The following is a 17,945-nucleotide window of genomic DNA, read 5'->3' as shown; positions in this document are numbered from 1 at the left end:
CGTCCGCGTCGTCCTGCGTGGGGCAGGCCACCCGCACGATCTGGCAGCCGGACGCGGTCAGCTCCGCGATCTGCTGCAACGTCGCCCCGATGTCCGACGTACGGGTCGTCGTCATCGACTGCACCGAGACGGGGGCGTCTCCGCCGACCGCCACGGAACCGACCTGGATCTGCCGGCTCTTCCGGCGCTCGGCGAGCTTGATCGGAACGGACGGCATGCCGAGAGAAATCGCAGTCATCTGCTGTGCAACCCCAAGTCGTGGATCAAGGTCCGGTCCCGTCCCGTCAGCGGCGGGCTCCGGCCTTCGAGATTACGGCACGGGCGTTCGGCGGGGCACATCCCACCGTCAAACCCACTCGATGGGACGGAGCCCCGGGCACCCGAAGGTGCCCGGGCCCGGGTGGGCGCCGTACGGCTAGGAAATTCTGACCGGGTTGACGACGTCCGCGATCAGTACGAGGACGGTGAAGCAGATGAAGATCCCTGCGACCACGTAGGCCACGGGCATCAGCTTCGCCACGTCGAAGGGGCCCGGGTCGGGGCGGCGCAGCACGCGCGCCACGTTGCGGCGCAGGGACTCCCACAGGGCGCCCGCGATGTGGCCGCCGTCGAGCGGGAGCAGCGGCAGCATGTTGAACAGGAACAGGGAGAGGTTGAACCCGGCGACGAGGAAGACCGCCATGGCGAGCTGCTGGCTGGCGGGGATGTCGAGGGTGAAGATCTCGCCGCCGACGCGGGCGGCGCCGACCACGCCCATCGGGGAGTCCGGTTCGCGGGGCGCCCCGTTGAAGGCGGCGTCCCACAGGGCGGGGATGCGGGCGGGCAGGGCGACGAGGGAGTCGACGGCGTCGCCGACGCGGTCGGTCATCCAGGTGACGGACTCGCCGAAGTCCTGCTTGACGACGCCGGTGGCGGCGCTGAAGCCGAGGAAGCCTGCCTTGACGTACTCGCCCTGGACGTAGGAGCCGCCGGCGTCCTTCTTCACCAGCATGTTGGTGGCGATCCTGGCGTGGAGTTCCTTCTCCTGGCCCGCTCGTTCGACGACGATCGTCACCTCCTTGCCGGCGCTGTCGCGGATGAGGTCGGAGAGGGTGTTCCAGTCGTCGGTGCGGTGACCGTCGAAGGCGACGATCTTGTCGCCGGGTTTCATTCCGGCTGCGGCGGCCGGGGAGGCCGGATCGGACTTCTTGCAGGTGTCGCGGTTCTCGCTCTGCGCGACGACGCAGGGCGAGACGGCGCTGACGGTGGTGGTCTGCTGCTGGATGCCGAAGCCCATGAGGACGGTGAGGAACAGCCCGACGGCCAGGACGAGGTTCATGAAGGGGCCGGCGAACATGACGATGACCCGTTTCCACGGCTTGCGCGTGTAGAACAGGCGGTTCTCGTCGCCGGGCTGGAGTTCCTCGAAGGCGGCGGAGCGGGCGTCCTCGATCATGCCGCGCCACGGCGAGGTGGAGCGGGCCTGGATACGGCCGTCGTCGCCGGGCGGGAACATGCCGATCATGCGGATGTAGCCGCCGAGCGGGATGGCCTTGATGCCGTACTCGGTCTCGCCCTTCTTGCGGGAGAAGATCGTCGGGCCGAAGCCGACCATGTACTGCGGCACGCGGATGCCGAAGAGCTTGGCGGTGGAGAGATGCCCCAGCTCGTGCCAGGCGATCGAGACGAGCAGGCCGACCACGAAGACGACTATGCCGAGGATCATCATCAGGGTCGTCATGCACGGGCCTCCGCCGTCTTCGCCGTCAGTTCCCGGGCCCGGGCACGCGCCCAGGTCTCCGCTTCGAGGACGTCCGACACGGTCAGTGAGGTTCCCGTACGCGGCGTGCCGTGTTCCTCGACGACACGGGTGACGGTCTCCATGATCCCGTTGAAGGGCAGGGCGCCGTTCAGGAACGCGTCCACGCATTCCTCGTTGGCGGCATTGAACACCGCCGGGGCGGTGCCCGCGAGCTGTCCGACGTGCCGGGCGAGGTTCACGGAGGGGAAGGCCTCGTTGTCGAGGGGGAAGAACTCCCAGGTGGAGGCCTTGCTCCAGTCGAACGCGGGGGCCGCGTCGGGGACGCGCTCGGGCCAGCCCAGGCCGATGGCGATGGGCCCGCGCATGTCGGGGGGTGTCGCCTGCGCGATCGTCGATCCGTCCGTGAATTCCACCATCGAGTGAACATACGACTGGGGATGCACGACGACCTCAATGCGGTCGAAGGGAATGTCGTAGAGCAGGTGGGCTTCGATGACCTCCAGGCCCTTGTTGACGAGGGTCGCGGAGTTGACCGTGATGACGGGGCCCATGGCCCAGGTGGGGTGGGCGAGGGCGTCCTCGACGGTGACGTCGGCCAGTTCCTCGCGGGTACGGCCGCGGAAGGGGCCGCCGGAGGCGGTGACGACGAGTTTGCGGACGTCGGCGCGGCTGCCGGAGGCGAGGGCCTGGAAGAGGGCGGCGTGCTCGGAGTCGACGGGGATGATCTGCCCGGGCTTGGCGAGCGCCTTGACCAGGGGGCCACCGACGATGAGCGATTCCTTGTTGGCGAGGGCGAGGGTGCGGCCCGCTTCCAGGGCGGCGAGGGTCGGCGCGAGTCCGATGGAGCCGGTGATGCCGTTGAGGACGGTGTGGCAGTCGGAGGCGGCGAGCCGGCCGGCCGCGTCGGGGCCGGCGAGGATCTCGGGGAGCGGTTCGCCGGGGCCGTACTCGGCGGCGAGGGCTTCGCGCAGGGCCGGTACGGCGTCCTCGCGGGCGACGGCGACGGTCCGCACCCTGAGCCGGCGGGCCTGCTCGGCGAGGAGGGCGATCCGGCCGCCGTTGGCGGAGAGGGCGGTGACCCGGAAGCGGTCCGGGTTGCGCAGCACGAGGTCGATGGCCTGGGTGCCGATCGACCCCGTGGAGCCGAGGATCACCACGTCCTTGGGGCCTTCGCCCGTGACCGGGTCGTAGACGAGGTGGGGGTCGGCGAGGGGTGCGGGACTGTCGGTCATTGCTCCATTGTGGCCGTACACGGGGGTACGGCGGACAGGGTGCCCCCTGTCGTGGGGTCGTGTGGCGCCGCCGGGGGGCGGTCGCGCGCCCGCTCGGCGGAGCGGAGGGCCCCGTTCGGGTGAGCCGCGCGCGCCCCGGCGTGGAGCGGGGGCGCGCGTCGCGCTCCGCGCCGGGCGGGGGGCGGCGCTCCCGCGGCGCCCCCGCCCGGCGCGGGGGACGCACGAGCGAGCCGGAGCCGGGCCGGGCCCGGCGGCTCACCTGATCGGCCGGTGCACGTTCTCCTTGGTGCTGGGCCCGGGCGTGGTGTCGGCGATCCACGGGCCGTCGTCCGAGGGGTCCACGATGCCGTCCTCCAGCCAGGTGTACGTACCGCTCATGACGCCCTTGACCACCTTGCGGTCGTGGTCGTCGGTGTTGGTCCACAGCCGCTCGAACAGTTCGTCGATCCTCAGCCGGGCCTGGCGGCAGAAGGCGTCGGCGAGCTGGTAGGCCTCGCGGCCGTGGTCGCCGCGGGAGCGCAGCATCTCGGCGCGGACGCAGGCGGCGCTCATCGCGAACAGTTCGGCGCCGATGTCGACGATCCGGCCGAGGAAGGCCTGCTTGGTCTCCATGCGGCCCTGCCAGCGGGACATGGCGTAGAAGGTGGAGCGGGCGAGTCTGCGGGCGGTGCGCTCGACGTGCCGCAGATGCGGGGAGAGGTCCACCTCGTGCTTGAACTCGCTGTAGGAGGTGGGCAGTTGTCCGGGTCCGGCGACCAGCTTGGGCAGCCACTTGGCGTAGAAGACGCCGGCGCCGACGCCCGCTTTGGCCTTGTCGGACAGGGACTTGTCGGGGTCGATGAGGTCTCCGGCGACGGACAGATGGGCGTCGACGGCCTCCCGTGCGATCAGCAGATGCATGATCTCGGTGGAGCCCTCGAAGATGCGGTTGATGCGCAGGTCGCGCAGGAGCTGTTCGGCGGCGACGCCGCGTTCGCCGCGGGCGCGCAGCGACTCGGCGGTCTCGAAGCCGCGTCCGCCACGGATCTGGACGAGTTCGTCGGCCATGCGCCAGGCCATCTCGGAGGCGTACAGCTTGGCGAGGGCGCCTTCGATGCGGATGTCGTTGCGGTTCTCGTCGGCCATCTGGGAGGCGAGGTCGCTGACGGCCTCCAGGGCGAAGGTGGTGGCGGCGATGAAGGAGATCTTCTTGCCGACGGCCTCGTGATGGGCGATGGGCTTGCCCCACTGCTCGCGGGCGGCGGACCATTCGCGGGCGATCTTCAGGCACCACTTTCCGGCGGCGACGCAGGAGGCGGGCAGGGAGAGGCGCCCGGTGTTGAGGGTGGTGAGGGCGATCTTCAGGCCCTGGCCCTCCTCGCCGATGCGGTGGGAGGCGGGGACGCGGACCCGATGGAAGCGGGTGACGCCGTTCTCGATGCCGCGCAGGCCCATGAAGGCGTTGCGGTTCTCGACGGTGATGCCGGGCGAGTCGGTCTCGACGACGAAGGCGGTGATGCCGCCGCGGTGGCCCTCGCTCTTCGGGACGCGGGCCATGACGACGAGCAGGTCGGCGACGACGCCGTTGGTGGTCCACAGTTTGACCCCGTCGAGGACGTAGTCGTCACCGTCGGGCACGGCGGTGGTGGCGAGGCGGGCCGGGTCGGAGCCGACGTCGGGTTCGGTGAGCAGGAAGGCGCTGATGTCGGTGCGGGCGCAGCGGGGCAGGAAGCGTTCCTTCTGCTCCTGGGTGCCGAAGAGTTTCAGCGGCTGGGGCACGCCGATCGACTGATGGGCGGAGAGCAGCACGCCGATGGCGGGGGACGCGGAGCCGACCAGGGCGAGTGCCTTGTTGTAGTAGACCTGGGTGAGGCCGAGGCCGCCGTACTTGGTGTCGATCTTCATGCCGAAGGCGCCGAGTTCCTTGAGCCCGTCGACGATCTCGTCGGGGATGCGGGCCTCGCGTTCGATGAGGGCGCCGTCGACCTTGGTCTCGACGAAGTCGCGGAGTTTGTCGAGGAACTCCTCGCCGCGCTGGACGGCTTCGTCGGCCGGGAGCGGGTGGGGGTGGATGAGGTCGAGGCGGAACCGCCCGAGGAAGAGTTCCTTGGCGAAGCTGGGCTTGCGCCAGGTCTGCTCCCGTGCGGCTTCCGCCACCTGGCGGGCCTCACGTTCGGTGACGACGGGTCGTCCGGAAGGGGCTTCGGGGCTTACGGACATGAGGGTCACCTCGCCGCGAATCGGGATCTTGGGACCGTATGGCTACCGACGGGTGCTACTCGATCGTATGTACCCGATCCAGGGCGGACCCACCAGTCCGTGCGCGGCCGTTCGGCCGATGTGGACGGAATACGGCATTGTGTCCAGCGATCCGGGGTGACCTACTGTGGCGGGCGGGGGCCGGATCGACGCGGCGCGAAAAACGGTGCGTCGAAGCGCTTCGACGCAGTATGGACACCCGACCACGCTCGGAGCTACTGTCGGACCACCCTCGCCCGTCCCGTCGGTCATACGCGCTGTCGAAGCGCTTCAAAGAGCATGGAGAACCGGATGGTCACCCTCGCCGAGGTCGCCCAGCACGCCGGAGTGTCGGCGAGCACGGTGAGTTATGTCCTCAGCGGCAAGCGGTCGATCTCCGCGACCACCCGGCAGCGCGTCGAGCAGAGCATCCGGGAGCTGGGCTACCACCCGAACGCCGGAGCCCGCGCCCTCGCCAGCAGCAGGTCCAACATCATCGCCCTGATGATCCCGCTGCGCACCGACATGTATGTGCCGGTGATGATGGAGATCGCCGTCGCCGTCGCGACGACCGCGCGCACCCACGGGTACGACATCCTGCTGCTCACCGGCGAGGAGGGCCCCGACGCAGTGCGCCGCGTCACCGGCAGCGGACTCGCCGACGCGATGATCCTCATGGACGTCGAACTGGACGACGAGCGGCTGCCGCTGCTGCGCCGCTCCGGGCAGCCGTCCGTGCTGATCGGTCTGCCCGCCGACACCAGCGGCCTGACCTGCGTGGACCTGGACTGGGGTGCCACGGGCGCGCTCTGCCTGGAGCATCTGGCGGGGCTCGGCCACCGCGACATCGCCGTGATCGGCGAGGCTCCGGCGGTGTACGAGCGGCACACCGGGTTCGCCGAGCGCACCCTGGGCGGGCTGCGCACGCGGGCGCGGGAGCTGGGGCTGCGGGTGCTGCACCGGCCCTGTGAGGGCGGGTACGACGCGATGGCCGTGACACTGGCCCGGATCTTCGACGAGCGGCCCGGCACGACGGGGTTCGTGGTGCAGAACGAGTCGGCGGTCGAGCCGCTGCTCGCGCTGCTGCGCCAGCAGGGCCGCGCCGTCCCCGAGGATGTGTCGGTGCTGGCGATCTGCCCGGACCAGGTCGCCGTACAGGCGTCGGTGCGGCTGACGTCGGTGGCGGTGCCCGCGCAGGAGATGGGCCGGCACGCGGTGGAGCAGCTGGTCGCCAAGCTGGACGGGCGCGGCACGGACGATGTGGTGCTGATCGCGCCGGAGCTGACGGTCCGGGCGAGCACGGGCCCGGCTCCGACGCCCTGACGGACGAACGCGCCGGGCCGGACCGTGCACCGGCGCCGTACCGTCGCCGTGCGTCGCCGCCGCGGAAAACCGTCACCAGGTCCTCAGGGTGAGGACGCGGTCTTCGCCGGCGACGAGGTCGAGCGGACGGGCGCCGGAGGAAGTTCTCAGTTCGACGCGGCGGGTGCGGTGGGGGCGCAGATGTACGGTGACGCCGTCCGGGCTCCACGCGAGGTCGAGTGCGGCCCCGAACCGGGTGCGGATGCCCCGCAGTTCACCGGTGGGCAGGGTGTCGGGGAGCGCGGGCAGCAGCACCAGCCGGTCCGGTGTGGACTGCACCAGCATCTCGACGATCACCGCGGGCAGGGTGTGCGCGGCGTCCGCGTTGTAGACATGGCGGTGGGGGTAGTGGGCGCTCATCAGGGAGGCGTGGAAGAAGTCGCCGTCGAGGACGCTGTGCAGGGCGTGGGCGACATGGCGGGAGTCGCGCAGCCGGGCCGCGACGAGGGCCTGGTGGAGATGGCCGTGCGCGGAGTCGTTCTCGTGGCCGCGCAGTTCGAGGGCGCGGTGGGCGGCCTCGGCGAGATCGGGGGTGTCATAGGGGTTGATCTCGTCGAGGGGCCACACGCCGTACAGATGGCTCAGGTGGCGGTGGTCGTACGTGTCGTCCAGGCCGGGGCGGGCCCATTCGGCGAGGGCGCCGTCGTCGTTGACGCGGTGCGGGGGCAGCCGGTCGGCGAGGGCGCGCCAGTGGGCGGCGCGGTCGGGGTGGCGGGCGGCGGCGGTGGTGAGGGCGTGGCGGGCGGCGGAGAGGTCCATGGCCGCGTTGATCGCGCCCCAACTGCCGCCCGCAGGCCGGTTCTCGGGTGAGTAGGAGGGTACGACGACGAGCCGGCCGTCGTCGTCGGTGCGGGTGAGGAAGTCCTCCCAGAACAGGGCGACCTGTTCCAGGGCGGCGGTCGTGCGGGGGTCCTCGGTGCCGTACGTCTCGTCGTGGTCGACGAGGGGTTTGAGCAGCCAGTCGGCGCCGGCGGTCCACAGGTGCAGGGGGTGTTCGCGGCTGAAGTGGTATGTGTGTCCGCTGTCGCCGTCGGTGTGGGCGGGGGCGACGACGCCGCGGGTGCCGAAGACCGCGCGGGCGTTGTCGCGCCAGTCGTCGAGCTGGCGGTGGACGAGCGCGGCGAGGGCCTCGGTGACCTCGGGGAGGGCGGCGGACGCGGCGGACGCGGTCTGCAGGTTGAGGTTGGCGTCGGTGGTGAAGGCGCCGGACCAGGCGGTGTCCCACTCCCCCGTCCACAGGCCGGTGAGGCGGGGCGGGTTGAGGCCGGAGGAGGACAGCAGGTGGTAGCGGCCGGCGGCGAAGAGGCGTTCCAGCAGGGCCGTGCTGCGGGGGCGGGCGAGCAGGGCGGAGCCCGGCAGGGAGCGCTCGGCGGGGTCGGCCTTCAGGTCGAGGGTGACGCGGGTGTAGGCGGTGCGGTGCCGGGTGAGATGGCGGTCGAGGAGGTCGTCGAACGACCGCTCGGGTGTGGTCAGCAGGGCGCGCAGGGCGCGGGTCTCGGCGGTGACGTCCAGCTCGCCGGTGTGCCGGCGGACCCGGGTCAGCAGCAGCACGGCGTCGGCGTCCTCGACGGTGGCGGCGGGCGGGGCGAGGGAGGTGGTGCCGCCGGTGACGGCGACGAGGGTGACGCCGGTGAAGGCGCGGTCGCTGCTGCCGGGGTGGCGGGCGCGCAGATGGAGAGCGGCGCCCTCGGGGGTGAGCAGGCAGCCCTGTCCGACGGCGAGTTCCTCCGGGACGCCGGGCAGCCGGTGGTCGAGGTCGACGCGGAGGCTTGGGCCGGGCCCGGTGACGTACTGCACCACGACGTCGTCGGCGCGGGAGACGAAGACGCGGCTGGTCCAGCCGGCGCATTCGGCGCGGGTGACACCGGTGGTGAAGTCGACGGAGCGGCGGTAGTCGTCGCCGGGGCTGCCGGGGCGGCGCATGCGGACACGGAAGGCGGGGTGGAAGGGCTGCACCCATTGCAGGGGGCGGCCGTCGGTGAACTCCTCGGCGGCGGTCGGGTCCCCGGCGAGGAGCCGGTCCTGGAGGGCGGGGAGCCGGTCGGCCAGCTCGGGCGGGCGGGCGTGTTCGCCGCCGTTGGGGCGGACCAGGGTGTGATGGGTGACGATGACCCGGTCGTCGTTCGGGTCACCGGACACAAGGGCGCCGTGGCGGCCGTTGCCGGTGAGGAAGGAGTCCTCCCAACGTTCGGCGGGGGCGGGCTCCCAGGTGCCGTGCACCGGGGACTGCGGGGCGGTGAGCGGGGACCACGGGTCGGGCACGGGGCGTGGCGGGTCCGCCGTCGGATGCCGTGGGTCCGGCGCGGGGCCCTGGGTGAAACGCCGAGAGCCCGGCACGGGGCGCTGCGCTTGTGTCATCGGCCGAGCACCGCCGCTCCATGGCGGCCGAGGGTCACCTCGTCGGTGATCTGCGTGCCGGTGAGCAGATCGCGGTGGGTGCCCGGCACGGCCACGGTGACGGGTGCGCGGCCGTGGTTGAGCAGGAAGAGCAGCTCTCCGCGGCGTACGGCCTCCACGCCGGAGGGCAGGCCGTCGAGCGGCGGGCGGACACCGGCGTCGGCGGCGATGCGCTCCAGCAGGCGGCGCAGATGGCCGGGCTCGGGGAGGGTGGAGACGTACCAGGCGCGGCCGGTGCGCAGCACGGCGGGCAGACCGTCGAGTTCGCCGCCCCGGTAGACGGTCTCGACGACGGCGTCGTCGTCGGCCTCCAGCTCCTCCGACCACAGGGTGCCGGTGAGCCCGTCGGCGCAGGTGACGGTCTCGCCGTCGGCGAGCGGCCACCACTCGTGCAGGATGCGCACGCCGAGCAGTTCCCGCAGCCGGGGGTCCATGCCGCCGGGGCGGATACGGTCGTCCTGGTCGGCGGTGCCGGTGAGGAAGCCGCACACGAGGGTGCCGCCCCGGCGGACGTGTCCGACCAGGTTGTCGACGGCGGCGTCGGTGAGGGCGTACAGCTGCGGGACGACGACCATGCGGTAGCGGCCGAGGTCGTGTTCGGGGTGGGCGAAGTCGGCGGTGAGGTGGGCGTCCCAGAGGGCGCCGTGCCAGGCGTGCAGGACGGCGGCGTGGTCGATGCGGGCGGAGGGGCGGCCGTCCTGTTCGAAGGCCCACCAGGCGTGCCAGTCGTGGAGGACGGCGATGTCGGCGGGGACGTCGGTGCCGGAGGTGTGCGGGGCGAGCCTGGCCAGGTCGGCGCCGATCCGCTTGACCTCCTGGAAGGTACGGCCGTGTTCGCCGGCGTGGCCGACCATGCCGGAGTGGAACTTCTCGGCACCCTGCCGGGACTGCCGCCACTGGAAGAAGCAGACGGCGTCGGCGCCGCGGGCGACGGCCTGGAGTGTCCACAGCCGGTTGAGGCCGCGCGGCTTGGGGTGGTTCACGGGCCGCCAGTTGACGGCGCTCGCGGCCTGTTCCATGAGCATCCAGGGGCCGCCGGCCTGGGAGCGGGTGAGGTCCTGGACGAGGGCGCCGTGGCGTGCTCCGTGCGGGTCGGCCGGATCGGGGTAGAGGTCGACGGAGACGACGTCCTCCTCCTCGGCCCAGCGCCAGCCGTCCACGCCGAAGTACAGCGGCATGAAGTTGGTGGTGACCGGCAGGTGGGGGGTGTGCCGGGCGACGATGTCGCGTTCGGCGGTGAAGCATTCCAGCAGCATGTCGGAGGTGAAGCGGCGGAAGTCGAGCACCTGCGCGGGGTTGTTCAGGTAGTGGGCGCGGCGGGGCGGGATGACGCCGTCCCAGTTGTCGTAGCCCTGGCTCCAGAAGGCTGTGCCCCATGCGGTGTTGAGGGCGTCGAGGGTGCCGTAGCGTTCGCGCAGCCAGCGGCGGAACGCGGCGGCGGCCTCGTCGCCGTGGTCGCTGGTGCAGTACTCGTTGTTGATGTGCCACATCGTCAGCGCCGGGTGCCCGGCGTAGCGGGCGGCGAGGTCCTCGGTGATGGCGGCGGCGTAGCGCCGGTAGGTGGCGCTGGAGTGGGAGAAGTGCTGGCGTCCGCCCCACCACTCGATACGGCCGTCCGCGTCGCGGGGCAGCGTGTCGGGGTGCAGCCGGCCCATCCAGGGCGGTGGGGCGGAGGTCGGGGTGGCGAGGACGACGCCGATGCCGTGCCGGTGCATCAGGTCCATCAGCCGGTCGAGCCAGCCGAAGTCCCGCTCGCCGGGGCGGGGTTCGAGCCGGGCCCAGGAGAAGACGCCGACGGTGACGGAGGTGACGCCGGCGTCCTTCATCAGCCGTACGTCGTCCTGCCAGGTCTCCTCGGGCCACTGCTCGGGGTTGTAGTCGCCGCCGAAGAGGATGCGGCCCCGGGTGGCGGTGGCCAGGGTGGGGTGTCCCGCCCGGGTGGTGGCACGGTCGGGTCTCATGGTGCGTGTCATCCCTTCACCGCGCCGGTCAGCATGCCCTTGCGGAAGTGCTTCTGCACGAACGGGGAGAGCACGGCGACGGGCAGCAGGGCCATCACCATGACGGCCATCTGCACGGCCAGGCCGGACAGTTCGCCGGTCTTGATGGCCTGGCCCATGCCGACCGGGGCCTCCTGCTTCTGCACGAGCTGGATCATGACGTTCTGCAGCGGCATCATGTCCTGGTCGTTGAGGTACAGGGAGGCGTTGAACCAGGCGCTCCAGTAGCCGACGGCGTAGAACAGGGTGATGACGGCGAGGACCGCGCGGGACAGCGGCATGACGATCTGCCAGAGGATGCGCAGCTCTCCGGCGCCGTCGATGCGGGCGCTGTCGATGAGTTCGGGCGAGATGCCCATGAAGAAGCCGCGCAGTACGAGGATGTTGAAGACGCTGACGGCGCTCGGCAGGATCAGCGCGAGGTAGGTGTCGGTGAGGCCGAGGGTCTGCACGAGCAGATAGGTCGGGATGAGGCCGGCGCTGAAGAACATGGTGGCCATCAGCGTCATGAGGATCCAGCGGTGGCCGAGCGTGCCGGTGCGGGACAGGCCGTAGGCGCACAGCACGGACACGGTCATCGAGAACAGGGTGCCGACGAGGGTGATGGCGACGCTGATGACGGCGGCGCGGGTGACCTGGCCGCCGCTGAGGAGTTCGCGGTAGGCGACGAAGGTGATGTCCTTCGGGACCATGACCAGGCCGCCGGCCTCGTCGATGGTCCTGCGCGAGGACAGGCTGGTGACGACGACGATCCACAGCGGGAAGAGGATCGCCAGGCAGGCGAAGCCGAGGGCGATGCTCTTCCCGGCGAGTCCGGCGCGGCTGGGCGGTTCCTCCCACACGGGCCGGGGCGGGGCCTGCCACCAGCGGGGTTTGCGCGCGGTGTCGGACACGGGCCTGTCGAGGACGGCGGTCACTTCTTGTACACCCCCTGCTCGCCCATGAGATGGGCCACCTTGTTCGCGGCGAGGACCAGCCCGATGCTGACGACGCCTTTGACGAGGCCGGCCGCTGCCGCGTAGCCGAAGTCCTGGTTGCGGACGCCGTTCCACCACACGAAGGTGTCGAGGACCTCGGCGGCGCCGGGTCCGACGGCGTCGCGCTGGAGCAGGATCTGCTCGAAGCCGACGGTGAGGGCGTCGCCGACGCGCAGCACGAGCAGCAGCGCGATGACGGGCCGCAGCGCGGGCAGGGTGACGTGCCAGATGCGCCGCCAGCGGCCGGCGCCGTCCATGGCGGCGGCCTCGTACAGGTCGGGGCTGACCGAGGACAGCGCGGCGAGGAAGACGATGATCCCCCAGCCGGCGTCCTTCCACACCGTCTGCGCGGTGACGAGGAAGGTGAAGGTGTGCGGGTCGGTCATGATGTCGAGGCCGTCGTGGCCGTGCTCGCGCAGCAGCTGGGAGAGCAGGCCGGCGCCGCCGAGCAGCTGCTGGAAGACGGCGATGACCAGCACCCAGGAGAAGAAGTGCGGCAGGTAGAGCACGGCCTGGGCGACGGCCCGCACCCGGGGCCTGACGACGCTGTTGATGAGCAGCGCGAGCAGGATGGGGACGGGGAAGTACAGCACGAGCTGGAGGAAGAAGAGGACGAGTGTGTTCTCGACCGCGTTCCAGAACGCGGAGTCCTCGAAGATCCGCCGGAAGTTCTCCAGCCCGACGAAGGGGCTCTCGAGGATGGAGACGACGCCGTTGTCGCTGATGTAGGGGTCGTAGTCCTGGAAGGCGACGACGTTGCCGAGGATCGGCACATAGTTGAAGACCAGGACCAGCACGAGGGCCGGCAGGGTCATCAACAGCAGCAGGCGGTCGCGCCGGAAGCGTACGCGCAGGCTCTGCCGGGTCCGCGTCTTCTTCGTCGCGGGCCCGGTGGTGGTGGCGGGCGCCGCCGGGGACGGGCTGCCGGTGTCCGCCTCGGCCCTGCTCCGAGGCACCGTGCTGTTCGACACGGCCGTTCTCCTTGCCTCGGTGCGGGGTCAGCTCGCCGCGGAACCGTTGTCGTCGAGGACCTTCTTGTACCAGTCGCGCAGTCTGTCGCCGCCCTTGCTCTTCCAGTCGGAGATCCACTGCTGCATGTCGCTGATCTTCTTGCGTCCGCGGACGACGTCGTCCTCCATCTGCTCCAGGTCGTTGCCGAGGTTGGTGTAGCGGGACGGCTCGGTGATCTGCATGCCGTAGAAGGAGGACTTCCTGGTGAAGGCGCCCATGCGCTGCTGCCATTCGACCTGGCCCCTGGCGACTTCGGGGAAGTCGGGGTGGGCGATGGTCGCGGCGGGGCCGGCGACCATCACATAGGCGTTCATGACCTCGTTGTTGCCCTGGTCGGTCTTGGTGGGGACGCCGTCCTTGACGGTGTAGTGGGTGCCCTCCACGCCGTAGTTGGTCATCATGTACTCCTTGGTGCCGTACGGCGCCGCGGTGACGTTGGCGACGGCGAGGACGTCGCGGACGACCGCTTCGGAGGCCTTCTTGTTGACGAAGGCGAAGATGTTGGCGGGCTGGGTGGCCCACAGGGTGGGGTCGCCGCCGTCGTGGGCGAACAGGTCCATGCCCCAGACCTTGAACTGGGGGTTCTGCACGGCCTGTTCGGTGGTGCGGCTCCACCACTGGGAGAGGTCGTTGGCGTAGATGAGGAACTCGCCCTTGGCGAACTTGGGCCCGGGGTCGGGGGCGTTCTTGCCGAACTCGGCGTCGGGGTGGACGACTCCGGCGGCGAACAGCTTGCGAGCCCATTCGAGGGCTTCGAGGTACTCGGGGGTCTCGATGCGGTTGATCAGCTTGCCGTCGACGAGGTTCCAGCCGAGGGGCTTCTCCGCGCCGGAGAGGACACCGAAGGCGGGGAAGGCGATCCACTTCATGTCGAGGCAGGCCCAGCGCTTGGCCCTGGCGTTGGTGATCTCCTTGGCGAGCGCCATGAACTCGTCGGTGGAGCGCGGGACTTCGTACCCCTCCTTGTCGAAGATGTCCTTGCGGTAGAGGGGCACGATGTTCGGTACGTACGACGCCGGCATCGGCAGGCCGCGCAGGGCGCCGCCGAAGATGGACCGCTGCCAGGCATCGGTGGGTATCGCGGCGAGGTTCGGGTACTGCTTGACGGCGTCGCCCGACAGATAGGGGCCGAGGTCGGCGAACTTGCTGATGACGGCGTTGGGGATCTTGCCGTTCATGTTCCAGCCGGGCACGACCACCACGTCGGGGACGTCGCTGGAGGCGAGGACGGCGCCGAGCTTCTGCTCGTAGGTGTTGCCGTCCTGGTTCTGCCAGCGGACGTCGACGCCTATGAGGTCGTTCATCGCCCGGTAGTAGGCGTTGTCGCTCTTCGGCGGGGAGCCCCAGAAGGGGGACATGATGGTGACCTTGCCGCCCTTGCCGAGCTTCGCCGGCACGGACGTCTTCAGTCCGGCGAGGTCCAGCCGGGCGGTGAAGCCGACGGCGGAGCCGTTCTTCGCGGGGATGTCGGGGGTCACGACGTTGTTGGCGACGTACGCCGGGAGCAGCTTCTTGGCGTCCTTGCCGGACGTGGTGCCCTCCCGGGACTTCGTGTCCGAACCGCCGCAGGCGGCGAGCAGCGGCATCCCTCCGGCCACCGCTGCGGCGGCGACCGCCGAGGAGGCGAGGAAGCTTCTCCGGCTCGGGGCGGAGGGGGAAGCGGCGTTCGGCGTCATTGCGTCAACCCTTCATGGCGCACCAGGACACCCGGCGGTGGCCGTCGGCTGCGGTGTCTTCACTGGAACCTGTGGAACCGGCTGAGCTGAAGCGGGACTTCGACGTGCGCCGGAGACGGGGAGGGGTCTCCGGCGGCGCGACTCCTGCGTCGAAGCGCTTCGATGTCGCAGTGAGGTTAAGTGAACGGGAAGGGGTGCACAAGGCCCGCCGTCGACATTCGTCTGAGGTTTTGCGACCCGGAAACGGACGAGTTGCCACGAGGTCTCTTGACACTTGACCGTCGCCCACCTGAGCATCGAAGCGCTTCGAAAGGGGATCACCACGTGACCGCACCCACCGCGCCCGCACTGCCGTTTCGCGATCCGAGCCTGCCGTTCGGGAAGCGCATCGACGACCTTCTGGGGCGTCTGACGCTCGACGAGAAGATCTCCTTCCTCCACCAGTTCGTGCCCGCCGTGGAACGCCTGGGCATCGCCGCGTTCCGCACCGGCCAGGAGGCCCTGCACGGCGTGGCGTGGATGGGCCCGGCGACGGTCTTCCCGCAGGCGGTGGGTCTCGGCGCCACCTGGAACCCGGAGCTGGTGCGGCGCGTCGCCGACGCCGTCTCCCACGAGGTCCGCCACATGCGCGCCCGTGACGGGCGGGTCGGCCTGAACGTGTGGTCACCGACGGTGAACCTGCTGCGCCACCCGCTGTGGGGCCGCAACGAGGAGGGCTACAGCGAGGACCCGAAGCTGACCTCGGCGATCGCCACCGCGTACACGCACGGCCTGCGCGGCGACCACCCCGTGTACTGGCGCACCGCGCCCGTCCTCAAGCACTGGCTGGCGCACAACAACGAGACCCGCCGCGACACCACGTCCAGCTCGGTGCGCCCGCGGGTGCTGCACGAGTACGACCTGCGGGCCTTCCACGACACCGTCGCCGCCGGCGCGGTCGCCGGGGTGATGCCCGCCTACAACCTGGTCAACGGCCGCCCCAACCACGTCTCCCCCTACCTGGCCGGGCATCTGCGCACCTGGACGGACGAGGATCTGCTGGTCTGCTCCGACGCGGGCGCGCCGTCCAACCTGGTCGACTCCGAGCACTACTTCGACACCCACGAGGAGGCCACCGCCGCCGCGCTGAGGGCGGGCATCGACAGCTTCACCGACCACGGCGAGGACTCCGCGCAGATCACCGGCCGGGTGCGGGCCGCGTACGACAAAGGGCTGCTGACGGAGGCCGACATCGACACCGCGGTGCGCCGGCAGCTGTCGGTGCGGTTCCGGCTGGGCGAGTTCGACGGCTGGGACGAGCCGGGCGCCTACGACACCCCGGAGCACCGGGCGCTCGCCCGAAAGGCCGCCGAGCAGGCGATCGTGCTGCTGCGCAACGACGGGGTGCTGCCGCTCGCCCCGGACACCCGGATCGCGTTGGTCGGGCTGCTCGCCGACGAGTGCAAGCTCGACTGGTACAGCGGCACGCTGCTGCACCGCTCCACCCCGCTGGAGGGCCTGTACGAGCGGTTCGGCGCCGACCGCGTGGAGTTCGCGGAGGGCGTCGACCGTATCCGGCTGCGCACCTCGGGCGGCGCGTTCCTGCGGGTGCCGGACGCTCCGGACGCCCCCGAGACGGTGCGCGGTGCGGAGGGCGCCCTCGACCCGGCGCTGCTCGCGGGCCGCACCGATCTGCCGCCGCTGACCGCCGACCCGCGGGGCAGCGAACTCGCCCTGGTCGACTGGGGGGAGGGCGTGCTGACGCTGCGCGCGCCCGACGGACGGTATCTGTCGGTCGCCGGGGACGGCTTCGTACGGGCCTCCGCCGACCAGCCGGGCGGCTGGGTCGTGCAGGAGACGTTCCGGCTGGAACCCCATGACGGCGGCCACCTCCTGCGGCATCTGGGGACGGGGCGTCCCGTGTGTGTCGCCGCCGACGGTGTGAAGGTTGCCGCCTTTGAGGAGGACGAGGCGGAGATCTTCACCGTCGTGGTGACCGAGCGCGGCGAGGACGCGGTGGCCCGGGCCGCCGCACGCGCCGACGTGGTCGTGGTGGTCGCGGGCAACGACCCGCACATCAACGGCCGTGAGACGGAGGACCGTACGACGCTGCGGCTGCCCGCCCACCAGGAGCGGCTGCTGCGCGCGGCACGCGCGGTGAACGAGCGGACGGTGCTCGCGCTGGTGTCGGCCTACCCGTACGCGGTCGACGCGGCCCGTCTGCCGGCGGTGCTGTGGACGGCGCACGGCGGGCAGGCGGCCGGCACCGCGCTCGCCCGGGTGCTCGCCGGCGACGTCTCCCCCGCCGGGCGGCTGCCGCAGACCTGGTACGCCGACGACGCGGACCTGCCCGACCTTGTGGACTACGACGTGATCGGCTCCCGGCAGACGTATCTGTACTTCGAGGGCCGGCCGCTGTTCCCGTTCGGCCACGGCCTGTCGTACACGAGTTTCGACTACACGGACCTGGAGGTGCGGCAGGACGGTGACACGCTGCGGGTGTCGTTCTCGGTGACGAACAGCGGCCGGGTCGTCGCCGACGAGGTGGCGCAGCTGTACGGGCGGGCCGTGGACCCGTCGGTGCCGCGTCCGCGCCGCGAGCTGCTGGCGTTCCGGCGGGTGACGCTGGCGCCGGGCGCGACGGAGCGGGCGGAGTTCGAGGTACCGCTCGCGGCGCTGCGGTTCTGGGACGTGACGCGGGGCCGGTGGCGGCTGGAGCCGGGGCCGTACGAGCTGCTGGCGGGCGCCTCCAGCGAGGACGTACGGCTGCGGGCGACCGTCGGCCTGGACGGTGAGCCGGGAGCGCCGCGGCCGGTGCGGGAGGAGGGTCTGGACGCGGCCTGCTTCGACGAGCAGAGCGGCGCGGAGATCGTCGACCGGACGAGGACGGCCGGCGACGCGGTGACGCCCGCGGCCGGTGCGACCGCCGAACTGGTCTACCGGGCCTGCGACTTCGGCTCCGGCGTGACCGAGGTGCGGGCCGAGGTGGCGGGCGAGGGCACGGTCGAGGTGTCGCTGGACGGCGGCCCGGTGCCGGTGGTCCTCACCGCCGACCGGGACGGCGGGCCGTACGACTGGGGCACCGTCACGGCTGCGCTGTCCGCGGGGGGTGTGCACGACGTGCGGATCAGACTGCGCGGCCCGGTGCGGCTCGCGCACGTCGGCTTCTCCGGTTGAGGGTCCGGAAGTCAGGCCGGCACGACAGGGGCCCGGCACCGGTGTCGCCGGTGCCGGGCCCCTTCGCCGCGTACGGCGACGGCCTGAGCCCCCGCACAGTGGGCTCAGGCCGTCGGACGGTCCGCCTTCGTGTGCGGACCCGCCGGGGCGGGCGGGCCCCCTCGACCGGTCCGCAC

General features: G+C 71.4%; 11 protein-coding genes. 2 read left to right on the top strand and 9 right to left on the bottom strand.

Going from position 1 to position 17,945, the window contains the following annotated elements; genetic code table 11:
• From MTQ10_RS15660 to MTQ10_RS15645, 4 genes are all read right to left on the bottom strand, one after another.
• Nucleotides 1-238, bottom strand: a 238-nt coding sequence (locus tag MTQ10_RS15660) for a flavodoxin-dependent (E)-4-hydroxy-3-methylbut-2-enyl-diphosphate synthase (protein ID WP_247468107.1), incomplete at its 3' end; no start/stop codon positions are given.
• Nucleotides 239-415: 177 nt separating this feature from the next.
• Nucleotides 416-1,720: a M50 family metallopeptidase gene (locus tag MTQ10_RS15655; RefSeq protein WP_247468104.1), complete on the bottom strand. Its 1,305-nt coding sequence runs from the start codon at nucleotides 1,718-1,720 to the stop codon at nucleotides 416-418.
• Nucleotides 1,717-2,973, bottom strand: a complete 1,257-nt coding sequence (gene dxr / locus MTQ10_RS15650; protein WP_247468101.1) for a 1-deoxy-D-xylulose-5-phosphate reductoisomerase — start codon at nucleotides 2,971-2,973, stop codon at nucleotides 1,717-1,719. Before dxr ends, MTQ10_RS15655 begins: the two co-directional genes overlap by 4 nt.
• A 255-nt stretch (nucleotides 2,974-3,228) precedes the next feature.
• A complete protein-coding gene (locus tag MTQ10_RS15645) occupies nucleotides 3,229-5,172 on the bottom strand; it encodes an acyl-CoA dehydrogenase family protein (protein ID WP_247468098.1) in 1,944 nt (647 codons plus the stop codon).
• Between the two features lie 330 nt (nucleotides 5,173-5,502).
• Here MTQ10_RS15645 and MTQ10_RS15640 point away from each other — a divergent pair, with 330 nt between their 5' ends.
• Entirely contained in the window at nucleotides 5,503-6,513 is a 1,011-nt protein-coding gene (locus tag MTQ10_RS15640; RefSeq protein ID WP_247468110.1) for a LacI family DNA-binding transcriptional regulator, read from the top strand.
• 72 nt (nucleotides 6,514-6,585) lie between these two features.
• Here the strand turns inward: MTQ10_RS15640 and MTQ10_RS15635 are convergent, their stop codons facing one another.
• The 5 genes from MTQ10_RS15635 to MTQ10_RS15615 all read right to left on the bottom strand — a co-directional run bounded on the left by MTQ10_RS15635 (nucleotide 6,586) and on the right by MTQ10_RS15615 (nucleotide 14,613).
• A complete protein-coding gene (locus tag MTQ10_RS15635; RefSeq protein ID WP_247468081.1) occupies nucleotides 6,586-8,814 on the bottom strand; it encodes a glycosyl hydrolase family 95 catalytic domain-containing protein in 2,229 nt (742 codons plus the stop codon).
• Nucleotides 8,815-8,906: 92 nt separating this feature from the next.
• Complete coding sequence (locus tag MTQ10_RS15630; protein WP_247468079.1) at nucleotides 8,907-10,910, bottom strand: beta-galactosidase; 2,004 nt, start codon at nucleotides 10,908-10,910, stop codon at nucleotides 8,907-8,909.
• 8 nt (nucleotides 10,911-10,918) lie between these two features.
• Complete coding sequence (locus MTQ10_RS15625; protein WP_247468077.1) at nucleotides 10,919-11,866, bottom strand: carbohydrate ABC transporter permease; 948 nt, start codon at nucleotides 11,864-11,866, stop codon at nucleotides 10,919-10,921.
• The gene (locus MTQ10_RS15620) at nucleotides 11,863-12,897 is read right to left on the bottom strand and encodes an ABC transporter permease (RefSeq protein ID WP_247468075.1); all 1,035 of its coding nucleotides are present in this window, start codon (nucleotides 12,895-12,897) and stop codon (nucleotides 11,863-11,865) included. The genes MTQ10_RS15625 and MTQ10_RS15620 overlap by 4 nt, the downstream gene beginning before the upstream one ends.
• A 27-nt stretch (nucleotides 12,898-12,924) precedes the next feature.
• Nucleotides 12,925-14,613 (bottom strand): extracellular solute-binding protein, encoded by a 1,689-nt coding sequence (locus MTQ10_RS15615; protein ID WP_247468056.1) that lies wholly within the window; start codon nucleotides 14,611-14,613, stop codon nucleotides 12,925-12,927.
• A gap of 324 nt (nucleotides 14,614-14,937) precedes the next feature.
• On the opposite strand from MTQ10_RS15615, the gene MTQ10_RS15610 reads away from it, so the two are divergent.
• Nucleotides 14,938-17,769 (top strand): glycoside hydrolase family 3 C-terminal domain-containing protein, encoded by a 2,832-nt coding sequence (locus MTQ10_RS15610; RefSeq protein WP_247468053.1) that lies wholly within the window; start codon nucleotides 14,938-14,940, stop codon nucleotides 17,767-17,769.
• The last annotated feature ends 176 nt before the right edge of the window (nucleotides 17,770-17,945 follow it).

This window comes from Streptomyces sp. XM83C (assembly GCF_023072675.1).
Lineage (GTDB): Bacteria > Actinomycetota > Actinomycetes > Streptomycetales > Streptomycetaceae > Streptomyces > Streptomyces thermocoprophilus.
The sequence above is the reverse complement of the archived record's forward strand: the minus strand, read 5'-3'. Positions and strand labels throughout refer to the sequence as shown.

Excerpts from the sequence above, each read along its gene's own strand:
- MTQ10_RS15655 (WP_247468104.1), bottom strand. The coding sequence starts at position 1,720 with ATGACGACCCTGATGATGATCCTCGGCATAGTCGTCTTCGTGGTCGGC.
- dxr (WP_247468101.1), bottom strand. The coding sequence starts at position 2,973 with ATGACCGACAGTCCCGCACCCCTCGCCGACCCCCACCTCGTCTACGAC.
- MTQ10_RS15645 (WP_247468098.1), bottom strand. The coding sequence starts at position 5,172 with ATGTCCGTAAGCCCCGAAGCCCCTTCCGGACGACCCGTCGTCACCGAA.
- MTQ10_RS15640 (WP_247468110.1), top strand. The coding sequence starts at position 5,503 with ATGGTCACCCTCGCCGAGGTCGCCCAGCACGCCGGAGTGTCGGCGAGC.
- MTQ10_RS15630 (WP_247468079.1), bottom strand. The coding sequence starts at position 10,910 with ATGAGACCCGACCGTGCCACCACCCGGGCGGGACACCCCACCCTGGCC.
- MTQ10_RS15615 (WP_247468056.1), bottom strand. The coding sequence starts at position 14,613 with ATGACGCCGAACGCCGCTTCCCCCTCCGCCCCGAGCCGGAGAAGCTTC.